This window comes from Streptomyces sp. NPDC048434 (assembly GCF_043200375.1).
Classification (GTDB): Bacteria; Actinomycetota; Actinomycetes; order Streptomycetales; family Streptomycetaceae; genus Streptomyces.
The window spans coordinates 103932-123150 of sequence record NZ_JBICXQ010000011.1 but is presented as its reverse complement, the minus strand read 5'-3'; the positions used below and the strand labels follow the sequence as shown (position 1 = coordinate 123150).

Sequence of the window (19219 nt, the reverse complement as noted above, 5' to 3'; positions counted from 1 at the left end):
GCCATGTCGTTTCCCCTGCTGACGGCGGTCGCCGCGGTGCCGGCGATCGGTGCGATCGCCACCGCCGCGCTGCCCGCCGCCAAGCGCACCGCGGCCAAATGGCTCGCGCTGCTGTTCTCGCTGGTCACCTTCGCGCTGGCGCTGGTGGTCGGGTTCCGCTTCGACCCCGGCGCCAAGGGCCCCTTCCAGCTCACCGAGTCGCACGCCTGGATCAGCGACTTCGGCGTCCGCTACGAACTCGGCGTGGACGGCATCGCGGTCGCCCTGATCGCGCTGACCACCCTGCTGATCCCCTTCATCATCCTGGCCGGCTGGCATGACGCCGACCCCCTGGAGGAGGCCACGCCCAACCGGCGCTGGCGGCCCACCCAGGGCTTCTTCGCGCTGATCCTGGCCGTCGAGGCGATGGTGGTCATCTCCTTCGAGGCCACCGACGTCTTCCTCTTCTACATCTTCTTCGAAGCCATGCTGATCCCGATGTACTTCCTCATCGGCGGCTTCGGGGACCGGGCGGGCGGGGACGGCGAGGAGCAGTCCGCGAGCCGGCGGTCGTACGCCGCGGTGAAGTTCCTGCTCTACAACCTCGCCGGCGGGCTGATCATGCTGGCCGCGGTGATCGGCCTCTATGCGGTCACCGCCCACCAGCTCGGCACGGGCACCTTCTCGCTGCAGCAGATCGTCGAGGCGCGGGCGGCCGGCAAGCTGGAGATCTCCACCGGCACCGAACGGCTGCTCTTCCTCGGCTTCTTCTTCGCCTTCGCGGTGAAGGCGCCGCTGTGGCCGCTGCACACCTGGCTGCCCGGCGCCATGGGCGAGTCCACGTCACCGGTCGCGGTGCTGATCACCGCGGTGGTCGACAAGGTCGGCGCGTTCGCGATGCTCCGCTTCTGCCTCCAGCTCTTCCCCGAGGCCAGCAGCTGGGCCACCCCGGTCATCCTCGTCCTCGCGCTGATCAGCGTGCTGTACGGCGCGCTGCTGGCGGTCGCCCAGCGGGACATCAAGCGGCTGATCGCCTACGCCTCGATCTCCCACTTCGGCTTCATCATCCTGGGCATCTTCGCGATGACGTCCCAGGGCCAGAGCGGCGCGACGCTCTACATGGTCAACCACGGCATCTCGACCGCCGCGCTGATGCTGGTCGCCGGCTTCCTGATCAGCCGCCGCGGCTCGCGGCTGATCGCGGACTTCGGCGGCGTCCAGAAGGTCGCCCCGGTCCTCGCCGGTACGTTCCTCATCGGCGGCCTCGCCACCCTGTCGCTGCCGGGCCTGGCGCCGTTCGTCAGCGAATTCCTGGTCCTGGTCGGCACGTTCAGCCGCTATCCGGTGATCGGCATCATCGCCACCCTCGGCATCGTCCTCGCCGCGCTGTACGTCCTCGTCCTCTACCAGCGGACGATGACCGGGCCGGTGAAGGCCGAGGTGAAGAGCATGCCGGACCTCCGGGTGCGGGAGCTGGTGGTGGTGGCGCCGCTGATCGCGCTGCTGCTCTTCCTCGGGGTGTACCCGAAGCCGCTCACCGACCTCGTCAATCCGGCGGTGGGCCACACCCTGTCCGTCGTGGACAAGAAGGATCCCAAGCCCACAGTGCAGGTGGACGCCGTGCCCGGCGGAGGCCGGTCCGGCCATGCCGTGCGTGATCAAGACGGGGAGGCCGCGAAATGAGTTCCGTGGCAAGTGTCCACAGCCTGTGGACAGTCGCGGCCGGTGCACCGGGCAAGATCCCGGCGCCGCACATCGAGTACGCCCAGCTGGCGCCGACGCTGATCGTCCTCGGCGCGGCGGTGCTCGGCATCCTCGTCGAGGCGTTCGTGCCGCGCCGCAACCGCTACTACTCCCAGCTGCTGCTGACCGTGGTGGCGCTGGCCGCCGCGTTCGCCGCGGTGATCGGCCTGGCGGCCGGCGGCTTCGGCTCGTCCAAGGCGCATATCGCCGCCATGGGTGCCCTCGCCGTCGACGGCCCGGCCCTGTTCCTGCAGGGCACGATCCTGCTGGTGTCCCTGATCGCCGTCTTCACCTTCGCCGAGCGCCGGCTCGACCCGGCGGCGCACGGCAAGCGGGTGGACTCCTTCGCCGCGCAGGCCGCGGCCGTCCCCGGCGGCGCCGCCGAACAGGCCGCGGTGAAGGCGGGGTTCACCACCACCGAGGTCTTCCCGATCGTGCTCTTCGCGGTCGGCGGCATGCTGGTCTTCCCGGCGGCCAACGATCTGCTGACGCTCTTCATCGCGCTGGAGGTCTTCTCCCTCCCGCTGTACATCCTGTGTGCGCTGGCCCGCCGCCAGCGGCTGCTGTCGCAGGAGGCCGCGGTGAAGTACTTCCTCCTCGGCGCCTTCTCGTCGGCGTTCCTGCTGTTCGGCGTGGCCCTGCTGTACGGCTACGCGGGCACGGTCACCTACGCCGGGATCGCCGAGGTGGTCTCGGACGGCGCCAAGCAGATCGATCCGGCGCTGGCCGGCACGATGGGCAATGACGCCCTGCTGCTGATCGGTGCGGCGCTGGTGCTCATGGGGCTGCTCTTCAAGGTCGGCGCGATTCCGTTCCACATGTGGACCCCGGACGTCTATCAGGGCGCGCCGACCCCGGTCACCGGCTTCATGGCGGCCGCCACCAAGGTCGCGGCCTTCGGCGCGCTGCTGCGTCTGCTGTACGTCGCCCTGCCGGGCCTGCGCTGGGACTGGCAGCCGGTGATGTGGGGCGTCGCGATCATCACGATGCTGGGCGGCGCGATCGTCGCCATCACCCAGACCGACATCAAGCGGCTGCTGGCCTACTCCTCCATCGCGCACGCCGGCTTCATCCTCGCCGGTGTCATCGCCACCAGCGAGGAGGGCATCTCCTCGGTGCTCTTCTACCTCGGCGCCTACTCCTTCGTGACCCTCGGCGCCTTCGCCGTCGTCACCCTGGTGCGGGACGCGGGCGGCGAGGCCACCGCGCTGTCCAAGTGGGCCGGGCTCGGCCGGCGTTCACCGCTGGTGGCCGCGGTCTTCGCGGTCTTTCTGCTGGCCTTCGCCGGTATCCCGCTGACCTCCGGGTTCGCCGGAAAGTTCGCGGTCTTCAAGGCGGCGGCGCAGAGCGGCGCGGGCTGGCTGGTGGTCGTCGGTGTGCTCTCGTCGGCCATCGCCGCGTTCTTCTACATCCGCGTCATCGTGCTGATGTTCTTCAACGAGCCCAAGGCGGACGGCCCGACCGTCGCGGTGCCCAGCCCGCTGACCACCACGGCCATCGCCATCGGCGTCACGGCCACGCTGGTGCTCGGCCTGGCGCCGCAGTACTTCCTCGACCTGGCCGGCCAGGCCGGGGTCTTCGTGCGCTGAGAACCGGCGGCGCGGCACGGCAACGGCCGCCGCCCGGAGCCCTCGGGGGGTTCCGGGCGGCGGCCGTCCGTCATCCGGCGGGGCGGTCAGCTCTTGGGCATACCGCTCGGCAGCTGCGGCATGTCGGGGATCTTCACGCTGCCGTCGCTGGACTTGGTGTACTTCTCGGTGGGGCCGTTCTTCCAGTCGACGGTCAGGGTCTTGCCGTCAGCGCCGGGCTTGAGGGCGCCCATGGTGCGGGTGGTGTCCCCGTCGGTGCACTTGAGGGCGGCCATGGTCACCCCGGCCATCTCCTGGACCTTGCCCAGACACGCGGACTTGTGCCCGTTGCTGAAGGCCACGGTGCCCTTGGTGATCACGAGGACCTGCGGGCTGCTGCCCGAGCCGGCCTTCCAGGCACCCTCGACGGCACCCGGGCTCGCGGGCTTGTCGGCGCCTCCCGGAGTCGACGGCGCGGCCTGCGGCGTCTTGCTCGGCTTGCTGTCGCTGCCGTTGTCGCCGCTGCTTCCGCAACCGCTGAGCAGCATCGCGGCGATGGCTGCCGCCCCGGCGATCTGTGCTGCCTTGCGCACGTACGTCTCCTCCGTTGTGGGTCAGGGACACGTGAGGCTAGCAGCGGCACCGGACGACGGTCCGGGCCGCGGCCCGGATTGCGGCAACGCCGGTACGGACTTGGTGTGGGGCTGTGACGTAGGAGCGCACAGAAGGGGGCGTATGGGTGCAAGCGGGGCATCTCGGTCCCGCTCAGCCGGAGGCCGCATTCGACGCCGCCTCCTTGTCCCGCCGTACCGCGCGCTGCACCGCATGGGCCGTCCAGATCTCCCGCGCCAGCCGCTTCATCTCGCGCCGTACGGGACGGTACTCGCGGCTCAGCAGGAGTTTGCGGTCCAGGTCGGTCGCCGAGGCCAGCGCGGCGATCAGCCGGCTGCGGCGGTCCGGGAACCCGGCTCCGAGCGCCGCGGCGAAGCGGTCCCTGGCCGGGCCGATGAGGTCCACCGCCCCGGCCGGGAAGCGCTCGTACGGGAAGAGCCCCAGGGCCCGCCGGGTCTCCCTGCGCAGTGCGCCCCGCTCCTCCAGCCGGCGCAGACACAGCTCCTGGACCGGCCGCCCGGCGCCGCGCACCCAGCGCTGCGCCTTGACGCCGCTGCGCTGCTTGGCCGGGTCGGGCAGCGCCGCCAGCGCGCCGTCCAGCACCGGATCGCCCAGCGGCAGCGGGTTGGTCACCGTGATCCGGTCGCGGCCCTCGACGGCGATCCGCCCGGCCTCCTCCAGGTCGGCCAGCGCCGCGCCGGCCAGCCCGTAGCGCAGGTACTTGGTGTGGTTCAGCGACCGGCCGCGTACCGGGTCGAGGGCGAGCAGCAGCAGCTCCTCCGGCAGGGTGAGCGGTGCGCCGGTCATACCGCGGGCAGGATGCGGCCGGTGACCTCGCCCAGGCCGATCCGGGCGCCCTCGGGGCCGGGCGCCCAGGCGGTGAGGGTGACCTCGTCGCCGTCCTGGAGGTAGGGGCCCTTGCCCTGGGTGAGTTCGAGCAGACAGCCGAGCTGGTCGGGGTCGGGCCCGGAGACGGTGCCGGAGGCGAACAGGTCGCCGCTGCGGAGCGAGGCGCCGTTCACGGTCATATGGGCGAGCTGCTGGGCGGCCGTCCAGTACATGGTGGAGAACGGCGGCCGGGAGACGGTCTTGCCGTTGATGCGCACCTCGATGCGGATGTCGATGCCGCCCGGCTCCGCGCCCGCGTCGTCGAGGTAGGGCAGCAGCGGGACGTCCCGGGCGGGCGGCGGCGTACGGGCCTCGTCGAGGGCGTCGAGCGGGGTGATCCAGGCGGAGACGGAGGTGGCGAAGGACTTGCCCAGGAAGGGGCCGAGCGGCACGTACTCCCAGGCCTGGATGTCGCGTGCGGACCAGTCGTTGAGGAGGCAGACGCCGAAGACATGGTCGCGGAAGGCGTCCAGCCCGACGGGTTCGTGCAGCGTGGAGGGCGTACCGACGACAAAGCCGATCTCGGCCTCGATGTCGAGGCGGAGCGAGGGGCCGAAGGTGGGCGCGTCGTCCGCGGGGGCCTTGCGCTGGCCGTGGGGCCGTACGACCGGGGTGTCGCTGACGACGACGGTGCCCGCCCGGCCGTGGTAACCGATCGGCAGATGCTTCCAGTTGGGGGTCAGCGCGGCGGCGTCCGGGCGGAAGATCCGGCCGACGTTGGTGGCGTGGTGCTCGCTGGCGTAGAAGTCGACGTAGTCGGCGACCTCGAACGGGAGGTGCAGTGTGACCTCGGCGAGCGGATGGAGCAGCGGCGCCACCTCGTCGCGGTGCGCCGGGTCGGTCACGGCGCTGCGGACGGCAGCCCGGATCTGCTGCCAGACGGGGCGGCCGGCGGCCAGCAGCGGGTTGAGGGTCGGGGCCGCGAGCAGCTCGGCATGCGGATGGATGGCGGCGGGCAGCGCGCTCGGCAGTGCGCTCAGATCGAGGACCTGGGTGCCGTAGCGGACGCAGATGCGGCGCTGACCGGGCGCGTCGGCGGTGCTGAAGACGCCGTAGGGCAGGTTGTGCGGGCCGAAGGGATCGCCTTCCGCCAGGTCGAACGGGCTCTGCTCGGGCATGGACAGCTCCTCGCGTTCGTCGCCGGTGGGCGACCGGGCCGGCCGGGCCTGGTGGCCCGCGGGCCGGCGGTGCCGACGATCAGCGTACGGCCGGGCGGGGACGGGCGGGACGGTCATGGGGCGCGAGGACGTGGAGGCGTACGAATCCGGACGGCGGGTGCGCCGTGTGATGCGCCCCCAAGCATCGGCAATGTCCGGAAAAGCCTTGCTGCACTACGCAATTCGGGCCTAGCTTCCTTTCCTGGCACGGGCCGGGGTGGGACGTTCCGTTGGGGGGACACGTGGCTCGCAGTGGCGCACGGCTCGCGGTCGACCGGAGCGTTCCGGGACTGATCGTGAAGATCGGGGCTTACCCCCTGCACCACGGCGGTGTGGGGGCGATCCGCAGTCTGGGGCGGCTCGGTGTGCCCATGTACGCCGTGACGGAGGACCGCTTCACACCGGCGGCCGTCTCCCGCTACCTCCGTGGCCGCTTCGTCTGGCCGACCACCGGGCGGGAGGAGCCGAACCGGCTGGTGACGGGGCTGCTGCGGATCGGCCGGCGGATCGGCCGGCCGACGCTGCTGCTCCCCACCGACGAAGAGGCGGCCGTACTGATAGCCGAGCATGCCGAGGCGCTCGCCGGATCGTTCCTCTTTCCCCGGGTCGCTCCCGGTCTGCCGCGCCGGCTGGCCAGCAAACAGGGCCTGCACGAGCTGTGCGTCGCACACGGGGTGCCCTCGCCGGCCGCCGTTTTCCCCGGCTCGTACGCGGACATCGAGGCGTACGCCGGGCGGGCGCGCTTCCCGGTGGTGGCCAAGAACCGCGAGGCGTTCGTACGGCGCAAGAGGCCGGCCGTCGGCGGTACGACCCGGATAGGAGGGCCGGAACAGTTGCTGGATCTGGCCCGTGACTGGGGCCCGCGGCCGGGCGTGATCCTCCAGGAGTATCTGCCGCGGGAGCAGGCCGAGGACTGGATCGTGCACGCCTGCTTCGGCGCGGGCGGTGCGCCGCTGACGTTGTTCACCGGCGTCAAGGTGCGCTCCTGGCCGCCGCACGCCGGCATGACGGCCTGTGCGTACGTCGTCGACAACCCGGAACTCGCCACGATGACGGAAGAGTTCATCCACCGCATCGGGTTCACCGGCATCGCCGATCTGGACTGGCGGTTCGACCGCCGCGACGGCCGGTACAAACTGCTGGACTTCAATCCCCGGATGGGTGCCCAGTTCCGGCTCTTCGAGAACGCGGCCGGGGTGGACGTCGTACGCGCCCAGCACCTGGACCTCACCGGGCGCGCCGTCCCCGGGGGCGCGCAGCGGACCGGGCGCCGCTTCGTCGTCGAGAACGTCGATCTGCCCGCACTGCTCGCATACCGACGCGGCGGCTCCCGCTCCCCGCACGCTCCGGCGCGGGCCTCCGGCACCGAGCTGGCGTGGTTCGCGGGCGATGACCCGCTGCCGTTCCTCACGATGCTCGCGCGGTCCGTCGGGCCGGGCGCCAGACATCTGATGCAGCTGCGGCGGGCGGGCCGCCGGGCGGGTACCGAGGCACCACTCAGGCAAGGGGAGGGACCGAAGTGAGTACTCCGGTAGCGGTCATCGGGGCCGGTCCGTACGGCGTGTCGACGGCCGCGCATCTACGGGGGCGCGGCCTGCCGGTGCGGGTCTTCGGGCAGCCGATGGCGAGCTGGCGCACGCAGATGCCCGCGGGCATGCTGCTCAAGTCGACGCCGGCGGCCTCCAGCATCGACGCCCCGCAGCCCGGCCACACCCTCGGCGACTTCTGCGCGGAGACGGGGGAGGGGCCCTACGCCTCGGACTGGGACATCCTCCCCGTCGAGGTGTTCATCCGGTACGGACAGTGGGTGCAGCAGCGGCTGGTACCCGATCTGGAGCAGGTCAGGGTGGTCTCCGTCGACCGGCGGGGCGACGGCTTCGAGCTGAAGCTGGACAGCGGGGAACAGGTCGCCGCGCGGGCCGTGGTCGTCGCCACCGGCCTGAGCGGGCTGGCGCAGCTGCCGCCGGAGCTGGCCGCCGCGATCCCGGACGGGCCGTCCGCCACGGGGCCGGTCTCGCACAGTTCGCAGCACCACGATCTGTCCGCGCTGGCCGGTCGGAAGGTGGTCGTGATCGGCGCCGGGCAGTCGGCGCTGGAGAGCGCGGTGCTGCTCGCCGAGGCGGGCGCGGCGTCCGTACGGGTGGTGGCGCGCGGCCCCGCCGCGGTGGGCTTCGGCGCGCCGCCGGACCGCCAGCCCCGCCTGCGGCCGCCGTCGCCGTTCGGCAACGCCTGGTCGCTGTATGCGCTGACGCATTACGCCGGCGCCTTTCGCCGGCTGCCGGTGCCCGCCCGGCGGTATCTGGTGCGGCGGGTGCTCGGCCCGCTGGGTGCGTGGTGGCTGCGGGACCGTTTCACCGGCCGGGTGCAGGTGACGCAGGGGCGGCGGATCGTACGGGCGACGGTCCGTGACGGCCGCCCCGTGCTGGCGCTGCGCGGCGCCGACGGGCAGGGCGGGGAAGTCGCCGCCGACCATGTGCTGGCCGCGACGGGCTACCGGATGGATCTGGCGGCACTGGACTTCCTGGGCCAGGGGCTGCGCACCGGGATCGTGACGCGGGCCGGCGGGCCGCTGCTGGACGCCGGCTTCCGCTCGTCCGTACCGGGGCTGTACTTCACGGGGTTGCCGGCGGCCGCCTCGTTCGGGCCGGTGATGCGCTTCGTGTGCGGCACGGAGTTCGCCTCGCCGCGGCTGGCACGGGCGGTGGCGCGGGCGTACCGGTGAGGCCGGGCGGGGCCCGCTGCTGCTTGTGGGGCCCGTGATCCCGCCCGCGTGCGGGAAGTCATCCTGCGCTGCGGTGAATTCGGAGGGGCGGCACGCCGTACGTCCCCTCGGCGGGCTGCCCTTGCGGCCGCGGGGGCGAGCCGGCCGTGGGCGGGGGCGAGCCGGGGCCTGGCCGCGGTGCTCCGTGCCGGGCCGCGGTGTGCCGTGCACGGGCCGGGCGGTCGGCCTTGCCGGACAACAAGACGGCCAGAAATACTCTTGTCGTTGCCGGACCCCATGCTCCCGCGTCACACTCGCGTCAACAGGTGATCCAGAACCCGCGGCGGGGTCGCTGTCCTTCGCGGGTGGATCGGGGGGCGGGCGCTCACGGTGATCGAACTGCGACCGGATACGCTGGCCAACGGTGGAGACAGCGACAGATCGACATTCAGTTTGATCGTCAGCAGACAGGAGTACCCCTCGTGACCGTCGTCGGGCCCTTCGGGCTGAGCGTGCGGGACCAGGCTCTTGAGGCCGATGTCCAGGCCGGGTTGGCGGCTGTCGAGGAGGGCCTGCTGGAGGCCACCAAGAGCGACGTGCCGTTCATCACCGAATCCGCGCAGCACCTCGTGCGCGCGGGCGGTAAGCGGTTCAGGCCGCTGCTGGTCACGCTGGCCGCCCAATTCGGTGACCCCTACAGCCCGGGCGTGGTGCCCTCCGCGGTCGTCGTGGAGCTGACGCATCTGGCGACGCTGTATCACGACGACGTGATGGACGAGGCCGATGTGCGCCGCGGTGTGGCCAGCGCCAACGCCCGCTGGGGCAACTCCGTCGCGGTGCTGACCGGCGACTTCCTGTTCGCCCGCGCCTCGCACATCCTCGCCGACCTCGGGCCGGAGGCGGTACGGATCCAGGCCGAGGCGTTCGAACGCCTGGTGACCGGCCAGATCCTGGAGACCGCGGGCCCGCGCGACGGCCGCAATCCCATCGACCACTATCTGGACGTCCTCGCCGGCAAGACCGGCTCGCTGATCGCCGTCGCGTGCCGGTTCGGCGCGATGATGTCGGGCGCCGAGGAGTCGACGGTCAACATCCTCACCCAGTACGGCGAGCGGCTGGGCACCGCCTTCCAGCTGGCCGACGACGTCCTGGACATCGCCAGCGACTCGCATGAATCGGGCAAGACCCCCGGCACGGACCTGCGGGAGGGCATTCCGACGCTGCCCGTGCTGCATCTGCGGGCGCGCGCCGAGAGCGACTCCGGTACGCCCGAGGACCGTGCGCTGTGCGAGCTGCTGGCGGGCGACCTCACCGACGACGCCCGGCACGCCGAGGCACTGGCCGGCCTGCGCGCCCACCCGGCGCTCGAAGAGGCCCGCCGCGACACCGTGCGCTATGCACAGGAGGCCCGCGCGATGCTGGCGCCGCTGTCGTCCTGCACGGCCAAGTTGGCGCTCGAAGGGCTCTGCGACGCGGTGGTGCACCGGGCGGGCTGAGGTCTGCCTCCGGAGCCCGTCCCCCTCAACCCCTAGAGCCTGCCCCCGCATCCCCTAGGGAAAGATCAGACTCCCGTTGTACGGACTCCGCCCTCGGGTGACCGTGCGTCATACCTCAGCAGTAGGACGAGTTGCTCCCGCCGGGTGACGTTATCCGCGAGGCGATTTGGTGAGATGGAAACACCAGAGCGCGGCGGAGGGGCCACCATGAGCCCCAGGGGTGGACGAGTGGACAGCGCAGCAACCGCCGCACACGACGGAGGTAGGGCAGATGCCACGGAACGAACCGACACAGGGCACCGAAGGATGGGACGGGGAGCGCTCCCCGGGGCGCCGTAAGGCGGTGCGGTACGCCGTACCCGTCGCGGTGGCGGGGGTGGCGGCGGCCACGATCGGGCTGGTCCCGGCGTTCGCCGGCTCCGGTTCTCCGGACCTGCCGAAAATCTCGGCACAGGACCTGATAGCCAAGGTCGCCAAGTCGGATGTCCAGCAGCTCTCCGGGACGGTCCGGGTCACCACGGACCTCGGTCTGCCGTCCCTGCCGGGCGCCGGTGGCGGAGCAGGCGGCTTCGGCGGTGGCCAGGGCGCAGGGAAGGGCGAGGACGGCGCCTCCGCAGCGCCCCAGAACAAGCTGATGGAGCTGGCGTCCGGTGCGCACACGCTGCGCGTCGCGGCCGACGGCCCCGAGAAGCAGCGGGTGTCGATCGTCGACAAGGCCGCCGAGTACAGCCTGGTCCACAACGGCAACGAGCTCTGGGCCTACGACAGCGGCAGCAACACCGCGCTGCACAGCACCGCGCCCGCCGCCGGCCGGCACGGCAAGCAGCACCGGACGGCCGAGGGCCTCCCCGAGGGCCTGAAGAACGCCACCCCGCAGGACCTCGCGAAGCAGGCCCTGAAGGCGGCCGGTGACACGACCTCGGTCACCGTCGACGGCACCGCCAAGGTCGCCGGGCGGGACGCCTACCAGCTGCTGATCAAGCCCAAGCAGGCCGCCTCGACGGTCGGCTCGATCCGGGTCGCGGTGGACGCCGACAACGGCGTGCCGCTGAAGTTCACCCTGACCCCCAAGAGCGGTGGCGCGGCCGCCATCGACGTCGGCTACACCAACGTCGACTTCGCCAAGCCCGCCGCGAGCACGTTCTCCTTCACCCCGCCCAAGGGCGCCAAGGTCGTCGAGGGCGACAAGGCACGGGCGAAGGAGCAGCGCGAGCACGGCAAGGGCATCCGGTCCCACAAGGCCGTGAAGGACGTCAAGAAGGACATGGGCGGGCTGAACGTCCTCGGCAAGGGCTGGACGTCCATCGCCACGATCAAGGGCGACGGCTCCGGCCTGCCCGCCGGCAAGGACCAGGGCGCCGGCAAGGACCAGGGCGCCGGCGGCGACGCCGGCAAGTTCCTGGACAGCATCGGCGAGAAGGTGAACGGCTCCTTCGGCTCCGGCCGGGTCTTCAGCACTCGCCTGGTCAACGCCCTGGTCACGGACCACGGCACGGTCTACGTCGGCGCCGTCGACAAGCAGGCCCTGATCGACGCGGCCAACGCCGCCAAGTAACGGGCCACCGCAGCAGCGCGGGACCGCCGTGCCACCCCTTTGCGGGTGGCACGGCGCGGCCCGTGGGCCCATCCGTACGACGTTGGGGGAGCCGATGCCACCGCCGCCCGCCTCAGGGTCCGAGGGCGCCCGTCCGCCCGACGACGGGCCCGGCCCCCGGACGGCCGGGGACCCGGCGATCGAGACGCGGGGGCTGACCAAGGCCTACCGCGGCGGCCAGCTCGCCGTCGACGGCCTCGATCTGGCCGTACCGCGCGGCAGCGTCTTCGGCTTCCTCGGCCCCAACGGCTCCGGCAAGACCACCACCATCCGCATGCTGATGGGCCTGATCGAAGCCAGCGCCGGCAGCGCCCGGGTGCTCGGGCAGCCGATGCCCGCCGCGGGCCGCCGGGTGCTCCCCAAGGTCGGGGCCCTCATCGAGGGACCGGCGCTCTACGGCTTCCTCAGCGGCCGGGACAACCTCCGGCGGTTCGACGCCGCCGACCCGCTCGCCGATCCCCGTACCCGTGCCGGGCGGGTCGGCCATGCACTGGAGCGGGTGGGCCTGGCCGCCGCGGCCGGCAAGAAGGCGCGCGCCTACTCCCTCGGCATGAAGCAGCGCCTCGGCCTGGCCGCGGCCCTGCTCCAGCCCCGTGAGCTGCTGGTCCTCGACGAGCCGACCAACGGCCTGGACCCCCAGGGCATGCGGGAGATCCGCGCCCTGATCCGCGAACTGGCGGCGGACGGCACCACCGTCTTTCTCTCCTCCCATCTCCTCGACGAGATCGAGCAGGTCTGCACCCATGCCGCGGTGATGGCCCGCGGCCGGCTGATCACCCAGGGCACGGTCGCCGCTCTCTCCGCCACGGTCCTCGACTCGCGCGGCAACGGCCGGCTGACGGTGACCACCCCCGACACGGCCGACGCGGTCCGGGTCCTCAAGGAGCGCGGCCTGGCCGGCCTCCAGGTCACCGACGACCGGGTGACGGGTGAACTCCCGGACGCGGACGCGCCCATGGCCAGTCCGGAGGGCGGGGACCCGCCGGACCTGGCGGATCTCAACGCCGCGCTGGTGCACGCCGGTGTACGCGTCCGCGGCTTCGGTACGGACCGCGCCTCGCTGGAGGACGTCTTCGTGCAACTGACCGGGGAGGGCTTCGATGTCGCAGGCTGAGGCGGCGTTGCGCACGCCCCGACCGCTGTGGTCGCTGGGTCTGCTGCGCAGCGAGATCCTGACGACGTTCCGGCGCTGGCGCACTCTCGCGCTGCTGGCGGTGCTCGCGGGCGTACCGGTCCTGGTCGGCGTCGCCGTCAAGATCGAGACGGGCGACGGCGGGCCGGGCGGCGGTGGCGGCCCGGGCGGCCCGGCGTTCATCTCCCAGATCACCAACAACGGCCTCTTCCTGGTCTTCACCTCGCTCGCGGTGACGCTGCCGTTCTTTCTGCCGATGTCCATCGGCGTGATCGCGGGTGACTCCCTCGCCGGTGAGGCGCACGGCGGGACGCTGCGCTATCTCCTGGTGGCGCCCGCGGGCCGCACCCGCCTGCTGCTGGTCAAATACGCCACGACCCTGACGTTCTGTCTGGTGGGCACCCTGGTCGTGGCGCTGTCCGCACTGGCGACCGGCGCACTGCTCTTCCCCCTGGGCGATGTCACCCTGCTCTCGGGTACGTCCGTGTCCTTCGGCGAGGGGCTGTTGCGGGCACTGGCCATCGCGGTCGCGGTCGCGCTGTCCCTCATCGGGGTGGCCGCCGTGGGCCTGTTCATCTCGGCCCTCACCACCAGCGGTATCGCGGCCATGGCGACCACGGTCGGCCTGCTGATCACCGTGCAGATCCTGGACACCATCCCGCAGCTGCACGCCATCCAGCCCTATCTCTTCCCGCACTACTGGCTGTCGTTCGCGGACCTGCTCCGCGACCCCGTCTACTGGGACCAGCTGCAGAAGAACATCGGCCTGCAGGCGCTGTACGCCCTGGTGTTCGGCTCGGCCGCCTGGGCGCGCTTCACCACCCGGGACATCACGGCGTGATGCCGGGAGGCGGCGTCGCGGCCGGTGCGCCGGGGTTCTGCGCCGCCGCCCGGTCTGCTTCCGTCCCCTGCACCGCCCCGGCCGCGGCCGCCTCGCCCGCCCGGGCCGCGGCGTCGGCCAGCGCCGTCCGCGCCCGCCGTGCCGTCCGCAGCGCATCCCAGGTCAGTACCGCCAGGGCCGCCCACACCAGAGCGAACCCGGCCCAGCGCTCCGGCGGCATCCGCTCGTGGAAGACGGTGAGCCCCAGCAGGAACTGAAAGGTCGGCGCCAGATACTGCATCATCCCGATCGTCGTCAGCGGCAGCCGCATCGCCGAGGCGCCGAAGCAGATCAGCGGCACCGCCGTCGCGATTCCGCAGCCCGACAGCAGCAGTGCCTGGCCCACCCCGCCGGTGGTGAAGCTGGACTCGCCGTGCAGTCCGAGGAAGACCACGAAGCCCAGCGCGGGCAGCGCCTGCAGGGCCGTCTCGGCGCTGAAGCCCTCGATCCCGTCGAGCTTGATGCCCTTTTTGGCCAGCCCGTACGTCGCGAACGAGAAGGCCAGCCCGAGCGCGATCCAGGGCACCTTGCCGTAGGCGGCGGTCATCACGACGACGGCGAGGAGGCCGATCCCCACCGCCGTCCACTGCAGCGGCCGCAGCCGCTCGCGCAGCACCAGTACGCCGAAGGCGATGCTGACCAGCGGATTGATGAAGTAGCCGAGCGAGGCCTCCAGGACGTGCCCGGCGTTGACCGCCCAGATGTAGAGAAACCAGTTCACCGAGATGACCAGGGCGCAGATCAGGATCAGCCCGAGCCTCTTGGGCTGCCGTAGCAACGGGCCGATCCACGACCAGCGGCGCAGCACGGCCAGGATGACGACGGCGACGGGCAGCGACCACATCATGCGATGGGCCAGGATCTCGGACGGCGCGGCGGCGGCCAGCAGATGCCAGTAGAGCGGCAGCAGGCCCCACATGGTGTAGGCGGCGAGACCGTAGGCGAGTCCGACACGCTGATCGCTTCGAGGCTGCAAGGGGGACCTCCTGAGGGTGCTTCGCCGCCTCTGTGAAAGTAGCGCCGCCGGGCCCTGCTGTCATGCCTGTCTTGGCATACGGTCATGACAGGCCGGCGGAGTGGGGTGCGGGCCGGGGGACATGGGCGTACCGAGAGCCCGCTCAGCCGGGGTACGGGAGCCGCTGCGGACCGGCAGGCCGCTTCAGACGGGGAGTTCCTTCAGCGCCTCCGCGATCGCCTCGGCGATCGGAGTGGTCGGGCGGCCGAGCAGCCGGGACAGCTCGCCGGGCGTCGCGGCGAGTTCGCCGCGGGCGATCCCCGCGTCCGCCTCGGCGACCATCTGCGCGCCCAGCGCCGCTACCCCCGCCTCGACCATCAGCGCCACATACCTCTCCTGCGGCAGGTCCTGGTACGGGATCGTCCGGCCGGTCTGCCGGGACACCTCGGCCGCGTACTCGGCCATCGTCCAGGCGGTGTCGCCGCTCAGCTCGTACACCGTGTTCTCCTGGCCGCTGCCGGTGAGGACGACGGCGGCCGCCTCGGCGTAGTCCCGGCGCGCGGCGGTGGCCACCCGGCCGTCGCCGGCGCTGCCGACGACGGCGCCGGCCTTCAGGGTGCCGGCCAGCGCACCGGTGTAGTTCTCGTGGTACCAGCCGTTGCGCAGCAGGCAGTACGGCACCCCGGACGCGAGCAGCGCCTGCTCGGTGGCGATGTGCTCCTCGGCGATGGAGAAGGTGGCGGTCGGCCCGCCCAGCACGCTGGTGTACGCCAGCAGCCCGACGCCCGCCTCCCGCGCGGCGTCGATGACGGCGCGGTGCTGGGTGAGGCGCCGTCCCGCCTCGTTCCCGGAGATGAGCAGCACCCGGTCGCCGGCCGCGAAGACTCCCTGGAGCGTCTCGGGCCGGCCGTAGTCCGCGATCTTGATCTCGACACCGCGGGCCGCGAGGCCGGCGGCCTTGGCGCGGTCACGGGCGAGCGCGACGAGATCGCCCGGTGCGGTGCGCCTCAGCAGCTCCTCGATGACGAGCCGGCCGAGTGCCCCGGTGGCACCGGTGACGACGATGCTCATGTCCTACCCCCTGGCGGTTGGGAAGCCGCCAGCATGGCACCCGTACCGGGCGCGCAGAAGAGACGCGCCCCGACGGATGCACACGGGGGATCCCGGGGACGCCGGTGGCGCGCGGCCGGTCCGCCCATGGCGCCCAGCGGGTACGCCGGTAGCGCCCAGCCGGTACGCCGATGGCGCGCGGCCGGAGCGAGCCGCGGGTCGCCGGAAACGCAAACGGGTGCCCGTACGGGAACGCCCTGAGACGTTCCCGTACGGGCACCCGCGGAGGGTCGGCGCACTTCCAGGGCGTACCCGCGAGGCGGCTACGCGCTCGGAAGCGCGGTGGACACCCTTCATGGACGGGCCGTCAGCCGACGACCGTCCAGGTGTCGTTGCCGGCCAGCAGGGCGCCGAGGTCGCCCTTGCCCTTCTGCTCGATGGCGTCGTCGAGCTGGTCGGACATCAGGGTGTCGTAGACCGGCCGGTCGACGCTGCGCAGGACCCCGATGGGGGTGTGGTGGAGCGTGTCGGGGTCGGCGAGCCGGGAGAGGGCGAAGGCCGTCGTGGGCGAGGGGTTGTGCGCGTCGTGCATCAGCACACCTCCTGTGCCCTCCTCCCGTACGTCGATGACCCGGAGGTCGCCGGTGGCCGGATCGCGGACCACGCCCATGGAACCGAAGCCGTCGGGGGCCAGGGCGCCGAAGCGGATCGGCTGCCCGTGCTCCAGGCGGATGACGGCCTCCTCGGCCTTCTCCTTGTCCTTGAGGACCTCGAAGGCACCGTCGTTGAAGATGTTGCAGTTCTGGTAGATCTCCACCAGCGCCGTCCCGGGATGGGCGGCGGCCTCGCGCAGCACCGAGGTGAGGTGCTTGCGGTCGGAGTCGACCGTGCGCGCGACGAAGGAGGCCTCGGCGCCGAGCGCCAGTGAGACCGGGTTGAACGGTGCGTCCAGCGAGCCCATCGGCGTCGACTTGGTGATCTTGCCGACCTCGGAGGTGGGGCTGTATTGCCCCTTGGTCAGACCGTAGATCCGGTTGTTGAACAGCAGGATCTTGAGGTTGACGTTGCGCCGCAGGGCGTGGATGAGGTGGTTGCCGCCGATGGAGAGCGCGTCGCCGTCGCCGGTGACGACCCACACGGACAGGTCGCGCCGCGAGGAGGCCAGGCCGGTGGCGATGGCGGGGGCGCGGCCGTGGATGGAGTGCATCCCGTAGGTGTTCATGTAGTACGGGAAGCGGGACGAGCAGCCGATGCCGGAGACGAAGACGATGTTCTCCTTGGCCAGGCCGAGTTCGGGCATGAAGCCCTGCACGGCGGCAAGGACGGCGTAGTCACCGCAGCCGGGGCACCAGCGCACTTCCTGGTCGGACTTGAAGTCCTTCATGGACTGCTTGGCGTCGGCCTTGGGCACCAGGGAGAGCGCCTCGATCTGCGAGGACCCTTCCGTGATCGTCTCAGTCATTGATGGCCTCCTTAAAGACCTCCGCGAGCTGCTCGGCCTTGAACGGCATTCCGCTGACCTGGGTGTGTGACTGTGCGTCGACGAGATACCTGGCACGCAGCAGAGTGGCGAGCTGTCCGAGGTTCATCTCCGGCACGATCACCTTCTCGTAACGCGCCAGGACCTCGCCGAGATTCCCCGGGAAGGGGTTCAGGTGGCGCAGATGAGCCTGAGCGATGCGCTCCCCGGCGCCCCGTACGCGCCGTACCGCCGCGGTGATCGGCCCGTAGGTCGACCCCCAGCCCAGCACCAGGGTGCCGGCGCCCCGGCCGCTGTCGTCGGCGGGGTCGTCGACCTCGATGTCCGGGACGTCGACGCCGTCGACCTTCGCCTGGCGGGTGCGCACCATGAAGTCGTGGTTGGCCGGGTCGTAGGAGATGTTGCCCGTGCCGTCCTGCTTCTCGATACCGCCGATACGGTGCTCCAGGCCCGGCGTGCCCGGCACCGCCCAGGGACGGGCCAGCGTCTGCTCATCGCGCTTGTACGGCCAGAACACCTCGGTGCCGTCCGCCTGCTGATGATTGGGCCCCGAGGCGAACTGGGTCCGCAGATCCGGCAGTTCGTCGACGTCGGGGATCCGCCACGGCTCGGAGCCGTTGGCCAGATACCCGTCGGAGAGCAGGAAGACCGGGGTGCGGTACGTGAGCGCGATCCGGGCCGCTTCCAGCGCCGCGTCGAAGCAGTCGGCCGGTGTCTTGGGCGCCACGATCGGCACCGGTGCCTCACCGTTGCGCCCGTACATCGCCTGCAGCAGGTCCGCCTGCTCGGTCTTCGTCGGCAGGCCCGTCGACGGCCCGCCGCGCTGGATGTCCACGACCAGCAGCGGCAGCTCCAGGCTGACCGCCAGACCGATCGTCTCCGACTTCAGCGCCACACCGGGACCCGACGTGGTCGTCACCGCCAGCGCACCACCGAACGCGGCGCCCAGCGCCGCGCCGATCCCGGCGATCTCGTCCTCGGCCTGGAACGTGCGCACACCGAAGTTCTTGTGCTTGGACAGCTCATGCAGGATGTCGGAGGCCGGGGTGATCGGATACGAGCCCAGATACAGCGGCAGATCCGCCTGCCGGCCGGCCGCGATCAGCCCGTAGGAGAGCGCCAGGTTCCCGGAGATATTGCGGTAGGTGCCGGTCGGGAAGGCCTTGGTCGCCGGCGCGACCTCGTAGGAGACGGCGAAATCCTCCGTCGTCTCCCCGAAGTTCCAGCCCGCCCGGAACGCCGTGACATTCGCCTCCGCGATCTCCGGCTTCTTCGCGAACTTCGTCCGCAGGAACTTCTCGGTGCCCTCGGTCGGCCGGTGGTACATCCACGACAGCAGCCCCAGCGCGAACATGTTCTTGCTGCGCTCGGCCTCCTTGCGGGAGAGCCCGAACTCCTTGAGCGCCTCGACCGTCAGCGTCGTCAGCGGCACCGGGTGGACGTTGTAGGCCTCCAGCGACCCGTCCTCCAGCGGACTGGTCGCATATCCCACCTTCGCCATCGGACGCTTGGTGAACTCGTCGGTGTTGACGATGATGTCCGCGCCCCGCGGCACATCCGCGAGGTTCGCCTTCAACGCGGCCGGGTTCATCGCCACCAGCACATTCGGCGCGTCACCGGGCGTGAGGATGTCATGGTCGGCGAAGTGCAGCTGGAAGCTGGAGACACCCGGCAGGGTTCCGGCAGGCGCACGGATCTCGGCGGGGAAGTTCGGCAGCGTCGACAGGTCGTTACCGAACGACGCGGTCTCCGACGTGAACCGGTCACCGGTGAGCTGCATACCGTCACCGGAGTCACCGGCAAACCGGATGATCACCCGGTCGAGGCGTCGGACTTCTTTGCCTTCGCCGCCGTCACCGGAAGCGCGCTCATCCCCGACAAGCGCTGCGTCGCTCTGCTCGGCTGTGCTACTGACCTGGCTGGTCACTGCTTCGGACCTCCCTCGAGGGGTGCGGCGTCCCCGCCGGAGGCAGGGCTCGGGACG

General features: G+C 71.6%; 15 protein-coding genes. 8 read left to right on the top strand and 7 right to left on the bottom strand.

The window, feature by feature from the left end; all coding sequences use genetic code 11:
* Positions 1-3 precede the first annotated feature (3 nt).
* A complete protein-coding gene (locus ACGFWI_RS15375) occupies positions 4-1662 on the top strand; it encodes an NADH-quinone oxidoreductase subunit M (RefSeq protein ID WP_393906431.1) in 1659 nt (552 codons plus the stop codon).
* Positions 1659-3311 (top strand): NADH-quinone oxidoreductase subunit NuoN, encoded by a 1653-nt coding sequence (nuoN, locus tag ACGFWI_RS15370; protein WP_393906430.1) that lies wholly within the window; start codon positions 1659-1661, stop codon positions 3309-3311. The genes ACGFWI_RS15375 and nuoN overlap by 4 nt, the downstream gene beginning before the upstream one ends.
* 86 nt (positions 3312-3397) lie before the next feature.
* Here the strand turns inward: nuoN and ACGFWI_RS15365 are convergent, their stop codons facing one another.
* From ACGFWI_RS15365 to fahA, 3 genes are all read right to left on the bottom strand, one after another.
* On the bottom strand, positions 3398-3883 hold the full coding sequence (locus ACGFWI_RS15365; RefSeq protein ID WP_393906429.1) for a hypothetical protein: 486 nt from the start codon (positions 3881-3883) through the stop codon (positions 3398-3400).
* A gap of 172 nt (positions 3884-4055) precedes the next feature.
* Positions 4056-4709 (bottom strand): GPP34 family phosphoprotein, encoded by a 654-nt coding sequence (locus tag ACGFWI_RS15360; RefSeq protein ID WP_393906428.1) that lies wholly within the window; start codon positions 4707-4709, stop codon positions 4056-4058.
* On the bottom strand, positions 4706-5908 hold the full coding sequence (gene fahA, locus ACGFWI_RS15355) for a fumarylacetoacetase (protein WP_393906427.1): 1203 nt from the start codon (positions 5906-5908) through the stop codon (positions 4706-4708). Before fahA ends, ACGFWI_RS15360 begins: the two co-directional genes overlap by 4 nt.
* Positions 5909-6189: 281 nt before the next feature.
* On the opposite strand from fahA, the gene ACGFWI_RS15350 reads away from it, so the two are divergent.
* From ACGFWI_RS15350 to ACGFWI_RS15325, 6 genes are all read left to right on the top strand, one after another.
* Positions 6190-7470, top strand: coding sequence for an ATP-grasp domain-containing protein (locus tag ACGFWI_RS15350; RefSeq protein ID WP_393906426.1), 1281 nt, complete (start codon positions 6190-6192; stop codon positions 7468-7470).
* Positions 7467-8669 (top strand): FAD-dependent oxidoreductase, encoded by a 1203-nt coding sequence (locus ACGFWI_RS15345; RefSeq protein ID WP_393906425.1) that lies wholly within the window; start codon positions 7467-7469, stop codon positions 8667-8669. Before ACGFWI_RS15350 ends, ACGFWI_RS15345 begins: the two co-directional genes overlap by 4 nt.
* A 461-nt stretch (positions 8670-9130) precedes the next feature.
* A complete protein-coding gene (locus ACGFWI_RS15340; RefSeq protein WP_393906424.1) occupies positions 9131-10144 on the top strand; it encodes a polyprenyl synthetase family protein in 1014 nt (337 codons plus the stop codon).
* A 271-nt stretch (positions 10145-10415) separates the two neighbouring features.
* Positions 10416-11699 carry an outer membrane lipoprotein carrier protein LolA gene (locus ACGFWI_RS15335; RefSeq protein ID WP_393906423.1) on the top strand — a complete coding sequence of 428 codons (1284 nt, stop codon included), beginning with the start codon at positions 10416-10418 and terminating at the stop codon, positions 11697-11699.
* Between the two features lie 94 nt (positions 11700-11793).
* Positions 11794-12852: an ATP-binding cassette domain-containing protein gene (locus tag ACGFWI_RS15330; RefSeq protein WP_393906422.1), complete on the top strand. Its 1059-nt coding sequence runs from the start codon at positions 11794-11796 to the stop codon at positions 12850-12852.
* A complete protein-coding gene (locus tag ACGFWI_RS15325; RefSeq protein ID WP_393906421.1) occupies positions 12839-13711 on the top strand; it encodes an ABC transporter permease in 873 nt (290 codons plus the stop codon). Before ACGFWI_RS15330 ends, ACGFWI_RS15325 begins: the two co-directional genes overlap by 14 nt.
* Here the strand turns inward: ACGFWI_RS15325 and rarD are convergent.
* From rarD to ACGFWI_RS15305, 4 genes are all read right to left on the bottom strand, one after another.
* A complete protein-coding gene (gene rarD / locus ACGFWI_RS15320; RefSeq protein WP_393906420.1) occupies positions 13701-14726 on the bottom strand; it encodes an EamA family transporter RarD in 1026 nt (341 codons plus the stop codon). The genes ACGFWI_RS15325 and rarD overlap by 11 nt on opposite strands.
* Positions 14727-14909: 183 nt before the next feature.
* On the bottom strand, positions 14910-15776 hold the full coding sequence (locus ACGFWI_RS15315; protein WP_393906419.1) for an SDR family oxidoreductase: 867 nt from the start codon (positions 15774-15776) through the stop codon (positions 14910-14912).
* A gap of 346 nt (positions 15777-16122) precedes the next feature.
* Positions 16123-17217 (bottom strand): 2-oxoacid:ferredoxin oxidoreductase subunit beta, encoded by a 1095-nt coding sequence (locus ACGFWI_RS15310; protein ID WP_393906418.1) that lies wholly within the window; start codon positions 17215-17217, stop codon positions 16123-16125.
* A complete protein-coding gene (locus ACGFWI_RS15305; protein WP_393906417.1) occupies positions 17210-19162 on the bottom strand; it encodes a 2-oxoacid:acceptor oxidoreductase subunit alpha in 1953 nt (650 codons plus the stop codon). Before ACGFWI_RS15305 ends, ACGFWI_RS15310 begins: the two co-directional genes overlap by 8 nt.
* Positions 19163-19219 lie beyond the last annotated feature (57 nt).